This window comes from Thermophilibacter gallinarum, from assembly GCF_014982725.1.
Classification (GTDB): Bacteria; Actinomycetota; Coriobacteriia; order Coriobacteriales; family Atopobiaceae; genus Thermophilibacter; species Thermophilibacter gallinarum.
Genome location: NZ_JADCJZ010000001.1, coordinates 152,103 through 163,242, shown reverse-complemented (window position 1 = coordinate 163,242; position 11,140 = coordinate 152,103). Strand labels below are relative to the sequence as shown.

The following is an 11,140-nucleotide window of genomic DNA, read 5'->3' as shown; positions in this document are numbered from 1 at the left end:
AGCCTTCAAGCGCTACCTGTCTCTCCGCTTGTTGTACCGAATGATCTCCGGATGGAGGTCATGGTAGATGTCCATGTAGTCGTTCGCGGCGCGACGCCAGCTGAAGTCGGTCGCCATCGCCTGGAGCTGTAGCTTATGCCAATTCTCGGGCTCAGTCCAGAAGATCTCGCAGGCGCCGAGCAGGGTGTCGGCCATCTCGTCGGCGTTCATGTTGGCGAACGAGAAGCCCGTGCCCTCGCCGGTGTACTTGTTGTACGGGGCAACGGAGTCGCGCAGGCCGCCGGTCTCGCGCACCACGGGCAGGGTGCCGTAGCGCATGGCGATCATCTGCGACAGGCCGCAGGGCTCGAACTCGGACGGCATGAGCAGGATGTCGCCGCCGGCGTACATGCGGTGGGAGAGCGCGTTGTCGAAGGCGATGCGCGCGCACATCTGGTCGCCGTACTTGGCGTCGAAGTAGCGGAAGGCGTCCTCGTGGTCCTTGTCGCCGGTGCCGAGGATGGCGACCTGAACGCCGCGCTGCATGAGGTGCTCCATCGCGTAGCGCACCAGGCCCAGGCCCTTCTGGTCCGTGAGGCGGCCGATGGAGACCACGAGCGGGCGCTCAGGATCCTGCGCCAGGCCGAGCTCCTCCTGGAGGGCGCGCTTGCACTCGGCCTTGCCCTCGAGGTCCTTCTCGGTGTAGTTTGCCGGGATCATCGGGTCCGTGGCGGGGTTCCAGATGCCCTGGTCGATGCCGTTGAGGATGCCGCGGAGCACGCTCTGGCGGCGGCGGAAGACGTCGTCGAGGCCCTCGCCGTAGAAGGGCATCTGCAGCTCGTAGGCGTAGCTCGGGCTCACCGTGGTGAGGAAGTCCGCGTAGCAGAGCGCGCCCTTCATGTAGTTGATGGAGTCACGGTCGCAGTAGAGCTGGTCACGCGCAGCGGGGATGTGGCCGAGGCCGAGCACCTCGTCGAGGACCTTGTCGCTGTACTGGCCCTGGAACTTGACGTTGTGGACCGTGTAGACGGTCTTGACGTTGGCGCACTGCGGGATCTGCTGGTAGAACTCGCGCAGGAACACGCAGCACAGGGCCGTCTGCCAGTCATTGCAGTGCAGGACGTCGCACTCGAGCTCCGGCACCTTGGCGATGGCCTCGCAGATCGCCTTGGAGAAGAAGGCAAAGCGCTCGCCGTCGTCGAAGTAGCCGTAGAGGCCGTCGCGCTTGAAGTATGCCTCGTTGTCCACGAAGTAGAAGTCGAGGTCCTGCAGGCTGAGCTTCTCGATGCCGCAGTACTCGTTGCGCCAGGCGAGCGGCACGTAGAAGTCGGCCACGTGCTTCATCTGGTCCTTGTACTCCTGCGGGATGCTCGCGTACTTGGGCAGGATCACCGCGACGCGGGCCCCGGCGTGCTTGAGCGCGCGCGGGAGCGACCCGGCGACGTCACCCAGTCCGCCCGTCTTGGCGAACGGCACGGCCTCGGAGGAGGCGAAGAGGACCCTGAGCTTGCGGCGCTTAGCTGAATTGGGCATGGCTCCCCCTCACCCTACGAAGCCTTCTCGGTGACGAGGATGTCCTCGGGGGTGCCGCGCAGCTCGGTGCCTGCCGGCACCACGTTGCCGCGGTCCACGATGGCGTTCTCAACGCGCGCGCCGCTCTTGACCACGCAGCCCTGCATCACGATGGAGTTGCGCACCGTGGCGCCGGCCTCGATGATCACGTTGCGGCCCAGGATGGAGTCGCTCACGCTGCCGTAGATGCGGTCGCCGGAGGACGCCGCGGAGTTGAGCACGCGGGAGCCCACCTCGAACTTGGCGGGAGGCGTGTCGTGCGTCTTTGTCTTGACCGTGCGGTCGGCGGGGAACAGCTCGGCGGAGACGCGCGGATCGAGGACGTCCATGTTGGCACGGAAGTAGGTGCGCTTGTTGAAGATCGGCGCGACGTAGCCGTCGAAGTCGTAGGTGCGCACGTCGACGCGGCCGAAGTCGCCGGCCATGGCCTCGAAGATGTCGAGGTAGTCGGTCGGGGCGTACCAGTCGAACATGTCGAGCAGCAGCGGGCGGTTGATCACGAAGCAGTCGAGGAACATCGTGTCGCCGAAGTTGACGCCCTGGCGCACGCCCTGGACGCGACCGTCGATGACATCGAAGGACGTCACGTCCGAGTCCTTCTCGGAGGCCGTCTTGGTGAGGACCGTGATGTCCGCGCCGGAGGCCTTGTGGGCCTCGTAGACCTGGTCGAGGTCGATGTTGAAGACAAAGTTGGCCGTCGAGAAGATCACGGCGTCGGCCGTGGAGCGCGTGAAGTACGCCTTGTTGTGCACGAGGTCGCGCAGCAGGAAGCGGGCGCCGGTGCGGGAGGTGCCGAACGCGGAGCCGGGCAGGATGAACAGGCCGCCGTTCTTGCGGTCGAGGTCCCAGTCCTTGCCGGAGCCCACGTGGTCGATGATCGAGCGGTAGTTGTACGGCATGACCATGCCGACCGTGCGGATCCCGCAGTTCACGAGGTTGGACAGGGCAAAGTCAACGAGGCGGTAGCGGCCGAAGTAGGGCAGCGACGCCACGGGCCTGCTCTCGGTGAGCGGGCTCGACTCCTTGGCGGAGTAGTTGCAGGTGATGAGGCCGATGACCTTCTCCATGACTAGTTCTCCCCCTTTCCGACGACGACGTCGTTGCCGATGACGGCGGTGTCCTTGGTGGTGTCGACGCTGCCGACGCTGACGTTCTCCTCGACGACGGCGTTCTCGCCGAGAATGGCGCGGATGACGGTGGCGCCGTTCTTGACCTTGGCACCGGGCAGCAGCACCGAGTCGATGACGGTGGCGCGCTCGCCAACGTAGGCGTCGGTCGAGAGAATCGAGTGCTTGACGGTGCCGTAGACCTGGCAGCCGTTGGCCACGAGGGCGTCGTCGATCGTGCCGTCCTTGCCCACGAACGCCGGCGGGCGCGTGGAGGCGTTGCTCATGATCGGGAACGTGGTGCTGAAGATGTCGAACGCCGGGTTGGGCCCGAGCAGGTCCATGCTCGTCTCGTGGTAGCTCGAGATGGTGCCGACGTCACGCCAGAAGCCCTCGAACTTGTAGGTGAACAGGCGCTTGCCCTGGTCCAGCAGCTTGGGGATGATGTTGCCGCCGAAGTCGTGGGCGGAGGTCTGGTCGAGCGCGTCCTCCTTGAGGGTCTCGACGAGAAGGTCGGCGTTGAAGATGTAAATGCCCATGGACGCGAGGTTCGAGTCGGGCTTCTTGGGCTTCTCGGTGAACTTGGTGATGCGGCCGTCGGGGTCGGCGGTCAGGATGCCGAAGCGGGAGGCCTCCTCCCAGGGCACCGGCATGACGGCGATCGTGAGGTCGGCGTTGTTCTTCTTGTGAGTGGCCAGCATGTCCGCGTAGTCCATGCGGTAGAGCTGGTCGCCGGAGAGGATGAGCACGTACTCGGGGTCGTTGGTCTCGATGTAGCCGAGGTTCTGCGTCACGGCGTCCGCCGTGCCCTCGTACCAGGCGCCGCCGGTCTGAGTGGCGAAGGGGGGCAGGATGGCGACGCCACCACCGCGCTCGTCGAGGTTCCACGCCTCGCCGGTCCCGATGTAGCTGTGCAGCAGGTACGGACGGTACTGCGTGAGCACGCCGACCGTGTTGATGCCCGAGTTCGCGCAGTTCGACAGTGCGAAGTCGATGATGCGGAACTTGCCGCCGAACGACACGGCAGGCTTTGCCACGTTGCTCGTCAGCGCACCGAGTCGACTGCCCTGTCCTCCGGCGAGGAGCATCGCGATGCACTCTTTCTTGCTCATACCCCCACTCCTTTCGACGAACAAAACTCACGCGGGGGCGCGGGACCCCCGAAATGTCCTGCCTCTAAATGTGCCAGATGTCTTCCATATACTCACGAATGGTTCGGTCTGAGGAGAAGTATCCGGCCTTGGCGGTATTGTGGAGCGCCGAACGGTTCCATGCGCGGCGGTCGGCGTAGGCTCCGGTGAGCTCGTCGAAGGCCTGGACGTAGGCGTGGAAGTCGCGCAGGACCAGATCCGGGTCGTTGTCCACCATGAGGTAGTCGTGGATGCTCTCGAAGTTGCCCGAGAGGCGCGCGAGCGTGCCGTCGGTGAGCATGTCGACGATGCGGCCGAGGCGGTCGCGGTCGCCGTTGTACATGTCCCAGGCGTAGTAGCGCCCGGACGCGCGCAGGGCCTCGACCTCGTCGGCGTGCAGGCCGAAGATCTTGATGTTCTCGGGGCCCACGAGCTCGGAGATCTCCACGTTGGAGCCGTCGAGGGTGCCCAGGGTGATCGCCGCGTTCATCATGAGCTTCATGTTGGAGGTGCCGGAGGCCTCGGCGCCGGCCACGCTGATCTGCTCGGAGATCTCGGCCGCCGAGTAGATGAGCTGCGCGTTGGAGACGGCGAAGTTGGGCACGAAGGCGACCTTGATCTTGTCGTTGACGCGCTCGTCGTTGTTGATGACGTCGGCCACGGAGTTGATCAGGCGGATGACCTCCTTGGCGAAGGTGTAGCTCTGGGCCGCCTTGCCGGAGAAGATGAAGGCCGTCGGGCGCGGGCTGTAGCTCGGGTCGTTGAGCATGCGGTTGTAGACGTCGAGCACCTTGAAGACGTTGAGGAGCTGGCGCTTGTAGGCGTGGAAGCGCTTGACCTGCACGTCGAAGACCATGTTGGTGTCGAGCTCGACGCCCGAGGTCTCCTTGATGTAGGCGGCCAGGCGCTCCTTGTCGGCCTTCTTGGCGAGCTCCATGCCGTCGAGGAAGCTGGCGTCCTGCTCGAACGGGATGAGCTTCTCGAGCTCCATGGCGTCATCGAGCCAACCGTCACCGATGGCCTCGGTGATGAGCTTGGAGTAGGAGGGGTTGGCCTCGCACAGGAAGCGACGGTGCGTGACGCCGTTGGTCTTGTTGTTGAAGCGGTGCGGCATCATCTCGTAGAACTCGTGGAACACGGTGTCCTTGAGGATCTGCGTGTGCAGCGCGGAGACGCCGTTGATGGAGTGCGAGAAGATGATCGAGAGGTTGGCCATGCGCACCTGGCCGTCCCAGAGGATCGCGGTGTTGCGCAGGACGTCGGTCCAGTTGCCCTCGTTGGGCGAGAGGTGCTGCGAGAGGTTCTCGCGATAGCGACGGTCGATCTCGTCGATGAACATGTAGAGGCGCGGCAGCAGGTTGCGGAAGGTGTTGATGGGCCACTTCTCAAGCGCCTCGGGCATGACCGTGTGGTTGGTGAAGGAGATGGTCTCCTTGGCGACCTTGTAGGCGAGGTCGAAGTCCAGGCCCTTCTCGTCGACGAGCAGGCGCATGAGCTCCGGGCCGCACATGGCGGGGTGGGTGTCGTTGGTGTGGACGCACACGTGCTCGCCGAGGTGCTCCCAGTCGGGGCCGAACTCGCGCTCGTAGGTGCGCAGGATCGTCTGCAGGCCGGCGGAGACGAAGAGGTACTCCTGCTTCAGGCGCAGCATGCGGCCGTGCTCGCCGGCGTCGTTGGGATAGAGGATCGTGGAGATGGCCTCGACGTCGGAGCGGAACTTGTTGGCGCGGGCGTAGTCGCCGGCGTTGAAGGCGTCCAGGTCGAAGTCCTCGGTGTAGGGCTCGGCCGACCACAGGCGGAGCTTGTTCACGACCTTGCCGCCGTAGCCGACGATGGGCACGTCATACGGGACGGCGCGGACGAGCTCGCCGCCCTCCTGGGTGAACCAGAACTTGCCGTCCTCCTCGTGGCGGACGACCTGGCCGCCGAAGCGGACGAGCACGGAGGAGCCGTCCTTGCGGGTCTCCCACGGGAAGCCGTTGGCCAGCCAGTTGTCCGTGCGCTCGACCTGACGGCCGCCCTCGATGTACTGGCGGAAGAGGCCGTAGCGGTAGCGCATGCCGTTGCCGTAGCCGGCCATGCCCTCGTGGGCCATGGAGTCGAGGAAGCACGCGGCCAGGCGGCCCAGGCCGCCGTTGCCGAGGCCGGGGTCGGCCTCCTGGCGGCAGAGGTCCTCGAGCGAGGCGCCCATCTGCTTGACGCCGTTGGCGACGAGGTCGCGGACGCCGAAGTTGATCAGGTAGTTGTCGAGCAGCGGGCCGAGAAGGAACTCGAGGGAGAAGTAGTAGACCTTCTTGGTGCCCTTGGGGTGGGACTCCGGGAAGATGGCGCGGCCCTTGTTGGCGATGAGCTCCGCGAGGGCGTAGTAGCGCTCCTGCTGGGGCAGCTCCTCGAAGGGGGTCCCGAAGCGGGAGAGGCACGCCTCTCGGTACTGCTCGATGAAGTCCTGCTCGCTCTCGAAGATCTTGGTGGTAGTCAAAACAGCTCCTTGGGTCGGACGACAAGAACACAGGCCCTCGGACGCGGGGCGTCGGGGGGCCGCTTGTTAGGGGCCGCTCGCGCGGCCCCCTAAGCTTACTCCGTTGCGGCCTTCTTCTTGGCGGAAGGCTTCTTTTCTGACGCCCCCTTTACGGCGGCCTTCTTGGCGGCCGGCTTGGAGGCGGCCTTCTTGGCGGCGGGCGTCTTCTTGGCCTTGGCCGCCGGCTTGGCGTCCTTCTCGGCCGCCGCCGTCTTCTTGGCCGCCGGCTTCTTGGCGGCGGGCTTGGCGTCGGTCTTCTTGGCCGGGCGGCGCTGCGCGCCCATGCGCTTGAGGATCATGCCGCCGAGCGGCGGGATGCGCACGACGACGGACTGCTCGCGGCCGTTCCAGGGCTCGTCCTGGCACTTGATCTTGCCGGTGTTGACGACGCCGGAGCCGCCGAAGCGCTCGTTGTCGGTGTTGAAGAGCTCCTCGTAGACGCCCCACTCGGGGACGCCCAGGCGGAAGTCCTCGCGGGCGTTGACGTCGAAGTTGATGAGGACGACCAGGTCCTCCTTGGGGTCGGCGCCCTTGCGGACGAAGCTGATGATGGACTGGTCGGCGTTGTCGGCGTCGATCCACTCGAAGCCGTCCTGCGAGAAGGCGCGCTGCCAGAGCGTGGGGTGCTCGTTGTAGAAGCGGTTGAGGTGACGGATGAAGCGCTGCTGGTGGCGGTGGGTGTCGTACTGCTCTGCGAGGAAGTACTGGATGCCCTCGTAGTAGCGCCACTCGATGAACTGGGCGATCTCGTTGCCCATGAAGTTGAGCTTACCGCCGGGGTGCGTCATCTGGTAGAACGCGAGCGCCCTCATGCCGGCGAACTGGCGCCAGTAGTCACCGGGCATGCGCGTGATGAGCGAGCACTTGCCGTTGACGACCTCGTCGTGGGAGAGCGGCAGGATGAAGTTCTCGTTGAACTGGTACATGGACGAGAACGTGAGCATGCGGTAGTTGCCCGGGCGCCACGGGAAGTCGGTCTGCATGTAGTGCAGTGTGTCGTTCATCCAGCCCATGTCCCACTTGAAGTGGAAGCCCAGGCCGCCGTCCTCGGGCGGGTAGGTCACGAGCGGCCAGGCGGTGGACTCCTCGGCGATCATCATGACGTCGGGGTGCTCCTTGCCCATGACCGTGTTGGTCTGGCGGATGAAGGCGGAGGCGTCGAGGTCCTCCTCGGTGCCCTTCTCGTTGAAGCGCTTCTGGCCGGGGTCGTCGATGCCGAAGTTCATGTAGAGCATCGAGGAGACGCCGTCCATGCGGATGCCGTCGGCGTGGAAGAGGTTGGCCCAGAACAGGGCGTTGGAGACGAGGAAGCTGCGGACCTCGCCGCGACCGTAGTGGAACTGGTGGGTGTTCCAGTTGGGGTGGATCTTGTGCTCGTAGAGCATCTCACCGTTGAAGTTGGCGAGACCCTCGGCGTTGGCGCAGAAGCCGCCGCAGACCCAGTCGAAGATCACGCCGATGCCGGCCTCGTGGCAGGCGTCGATGAAGTGCATGAACTGCCGGGGGTTGCCGTAGCGCGCCGTGGCGGCGTAGTAGCCGGTGGGCTGGTAGCCCCAGGAGCCGTCGAACGGGTGCTCGTTGACGGGCATGATCTCTATGTGGGAGTAGCCCATCTCCTTGACGTAGGCTACGAGCTCGTCCGCGAGGTCGTCGTAGCTGTAGACCACGCCGCGCTGCGCGGGGAACGGGTCGCCGGGACCGGGGTAGGTGCCGTCCGGACGAGGCTCGCCCTGCGGCTCGTCGCCGTGGCGCTTCCAGCTGCCCAGGTGCACCTCGAAGATGTTGAGCGGCTCGGCGAACATGTCGCGGCCGGAGCGCTTCTCGAGGTAGCCGCCGTCCTTCCAGGCATAGCCGTCGAGGTCGAAGGTGCGCGACGCGGTGCCGGGGACCTTCTCGGCGTAGAAGCCGTACGGGTCGGCCTTGTAGAGCTTGCGGCCGTCGTTGCACTCGATCAGGTACTTGTAGAGCGCGCCCTCCTCGACGCCCGCGACGAAGCCCTGCCAGACGCCGCCGGTCTCGGACACGGAGAGCGGGGTCGCCCCCTCGTCCCAGCCGTTGAAGTCGCCGATGACGTGGACGCTTCTCACGTCGGGCGCCCACACGGCGAAGTGGTAGCCGTGCGTGCCGTCGTCCGTGACGGCGGGGTGCGCGCCCAGCTTCTCGTAGCTCCGGTACCACTCGCCGCGAGCGAAGAGGAACAGGTCGTCATTGCTCAGGTAGAGGGTGCTGTCAGGGGATTCCATGTCTCACTCCTCGAAGGTCCGGCACAAGACAACACTTATTCTGAACGTTGCGTCAACGTTTCGTCCACAGAAAAACCGCGAGTGCGCGCGGACCGTCGGCAGGGCGGATGGGGGCCGCACGTCCTTCTCGCCGTGCGGGAAGGCGGTTAGAAACAACGCGTCGTCCCCGTCCGCAAGGTCGCCCGGGTTAGAAATACCGGCTCGTCCCCCTTCCTGAGGCAGTTCCAAGGGGGACGAGCCGGTCGTTTTAACCCGCGCGGCGAGAAGAACAGGGACGATGCGGTCGTTTTAACCGCGCGGCACGCGGGGCGAGAAAGACGAGCGCCCGGGTCGCGGGGGGCGACCCGGGCGTTGGGGGAGGGGGCTTGAGCCGGGTCGTCCCGGCTCAGGAAACCTGAGGTTGGGCTAGTGCGTCATGTCCTGGAAGAACTCCCAGGCCTCGGCGTCCGTGGCGCCCTCGTGCACGATCTTGCGGACGGCCTGGGCCATCTCGAGCGGGTGCGTGCTCTGGAAGATGTTGCGGCCCATGTCGACGCCGCGCGCGCCCTTGCGCATGACGTCGTAGGCCATGGCGAGCGCGTCGCGCTCGGGGAGCTTCTTGCCGCCGGCGACGACGATGGGCACGGGGCAGGCCGCCACGACCTCCTCGAAGTCCTCGCAGTCGTAGGTCTTCACGATCTGGACGCCCATCTCGGCGATGATGCGGGTGGCGAGCTTGAAGTAGCGGGCGGTGCGCTCCATGTCCTTGCCCACGGCGCAGACGCCGAGGGTGGGAATGGAGTAGCGGAAGCCGGCGTTGACGAGGTAGCTGATGTTGTCGATGCTCTCGAGCTGGCCGTCGGCGCCGATGAAGACCTGGGCGGCCATGCAGTCCGCGTTCATGCGGATTGCCTCCTCGATGTCAACGGAGATGACCTCGTGGGAGAGGTCGTCCTGGAGCATGGAGGAGCCGGAGGAGCAGCGCAGGGCGACGGACTTGGTGATCTCGGGCGGAACGCAGGAGCGGATGGCGCCGCGCGTGCCCATGAAGCAGTCGACGTACGGGGCGAGCTGCGGGAGCAGCAGGTCCAGGCGCTCCAGGCCGGCCGTGGAGCCCATGAAGTAGCCGTGGTCGAAGGCGAACATGACGGTGTTGCCGCTCTTGGGGTCGAAGATGTTCGACAGGTGCTTCTTCATGCCCCAGTCAAGGCTGTTGGCACCCTTGACGTAGAAGCCCTCGCAGTTGGCGAAGGGAGTGTCAACGTGGTAGTCCTTCGCAACCTTGACGCCATCGAGGTCTGCCATGTCTGTCCTTTCTCTTGTCCTGTAAGGAGGGGTCGGGCTCGTCCCGGCGCCCGGAAGGGGCCCGACCTCTCCGCACACGACGCGACGTCCCGCGGCGCAGAGTATACCCGCGCCGGCGGCTCCACGGGGAGTTGCCGCCGGCGCGGGAAAGGAGAAACGACTTAGAAGTTGTAGTCGTTCATGTTCTCCGAGGTGAAGATCAGGCGCTCGGGGAGCAGCACGACGCCGTTGTTCTCCTCAGCCGTCTCGACGCCCTCGGCGATGGAGTCGTTGGCCTCGACGGTGACGTCGCCGATCTCCGGGATGGAGATGGTGTCGCCGACCTTGACCGTGTTGCCAGCGGCGATGTAGGCGGCGCAGTAGCAGCCCATGGCGCCCTGGACGGCGCAGTCCCACAGACCCCAGTTGTAGATGGTGCCGTTCTCGCAGTAGGCCTTGACGGACTGCGGGGAGGCGAAGCCGGTGATCGTGATGTCGTCCTGCGTGAGGCCACGGTTCTCGGCAGCCTGGAGCTGGCCCGGGAGAGCGGTGGAGTCGTTGCAGATGATCAGGTCGATCTCAGGGAAGGCGTCGAGGATGGCCTCGCCGGTCGTGATGGCGAGCTCGGCGTCCTGGTTGGAGTAGTAGTTCTCGTGGACGTTCTCCCAGTTGGGATACTGCTCCGCGATCTTGGCCTGAGCGGCCTCGTACCAGGAGTTCTGGTCGGTGACGGTGGCCTGGGAGTAGTGCCAGACGTAGGTGACCGGGTCGTTGGCCGGGTCGATGCCGCGCTGCTCGAGGCCGGCGACGGACATCTCGATCAGCATGTCGGCGAGGATGTCGGGCGTGCCCTGGGACACCATGAGGGTGCGGTCCTCGGGGTTGGCGTCGGAGTCCCACGTGGCGACGACGACGCCGGCGGCCGCGGCCTCCTTGAGGGCGTCGGAGACGCCGGAGGCGTCGACGGTGGAGATGCAGATGGCGTCAGCGCCGTTGGCGACGGCCTGGTTGATGACGGAGACCTGCGCGGTGACGGAGGCCTCGGCGTCGCCGATGTAGTCGACCGTCATGCCCCACTTGCCGGCGTACTCCTGGGCGCCGTCGTTGGCGGACTCGAAGAACGCGTTGCCGGTGACCTTGGGGATGAAGGCAACGGTCAGGCCCTCGACGGAGCCGCCCTCGGCGGCGTCGTCACCAGCGGGCTCCTCGGCATCCCCGCCACCGCCGCCGCAGCCGACGAGCCCGAGGCCCGCGACGGTCGCGCCAGCGCCGGCGACCTTCAGGAAGTTGCGACGAGTCATCTCTTTCATGGTACTTCCTCCTTCTTAC

Annotated in this window: 7 protein-coding genes; all 7 read right to left on the bottom strand. The window is 65.7% G+C overall.

Annotated elements, in window-relative coordinates; translation table 11 throughout:
* Positions 1–12: 12 nt before the first annotated feature.
* On the bottom strand, positions 13–1,512 hold the full coding sequence (glgA, locus tag INF26_RS00745) for a glycogen synthase GlgA (protein WP_193528846.1): 1,500 nt from the start codon (positions 1,510–1,512) through the stop codon (positions 13–15).
* A 14-nt stretch (positions 1,513–1,526) separates the two neighbouring features.
* Positions 1,527–2,618 (bottom strand): glucose-1-phosphate adenylyltransferase subunit GlgD, encoded by a 1,092-nt coding sequence (glgD, locus tag INF26_RS00740; protein ID WP_193528845.1) that lies wholly within the window; start codon positions 2,616–2,618, stop codon positions 1,527–1,529.
* A 2-nt stretch (positions 2,619–2,620) separates the two neighbouring features.
* Positions 2,621–3,769, bottom strand: a complete 1,149-nt coding sequence (locus INF26_RS00735; protein WP_193528844.1) for a glucose-1-phosphate adenylyltransferase — start codon at positions 3,767–3,769, stop codon at positions 2,621–2,623.
* A 64-nt stretch (positions 3,770–3,833) separates the two neighbouring features.
* On the bottom strand, positions 3,834–6,266 hold the full coding sequence (locus INF26_RS00730) for a glycogen/starch/alpha-glucan phosphorylase (RefSeq protein ID WP_193528843.1): 2,433 nt from the start codon (positions 6,264–6,266) through the stop codon (positions 3,834–3,836).
* Positions 6,267–6,361: 95 nt separating this feature from the next.
* Positions 6,362–8,548 carry a 1,4-alpha-glucan branching protein GlgB gene (gene glgB / locus INF26_RS00725; RefSeq protein WP_193528842.1) on the bottom strand — a complete coding sequence of 729 codons (2,187 nt, stop codon included), beginning with the start codon at positions 8,546–8,548 and terminating at the stop codon, positions 6,362–6,364.
* A gap of 405 nt (positions 8,549–8,953) precedes the next feature.
* Positions 8,954–9,832, bottom strand: coding sequence for a 3-hydroxy-5-phosphonooxypentane-2,4-dione thiolase (gene lsrF / locus INF26_RS00720; protein WP_193528841.1), 879 nt, complete (start codon positions 9,830–9,832; stop codon positions 8,954–8,956).
* A 161-nt stretch (positions 9,833–9,993) separates the two neighbouring features.
* The gene (locus tag INF26_RS00715; protein ID WP_193528840.1) at positions 9,994–11,121 is read right to left on the bottom strand and encodes a substrate-binding domain-containing protein; all 1,128 of its coding nucleotides are present in this window, start codon (positions 11,119–11,121) and stop codon (positions 9,994–9,996) included.
* Between the last annotated feature and the right edge of the window lie 19 nt (positions 11,122–11,140).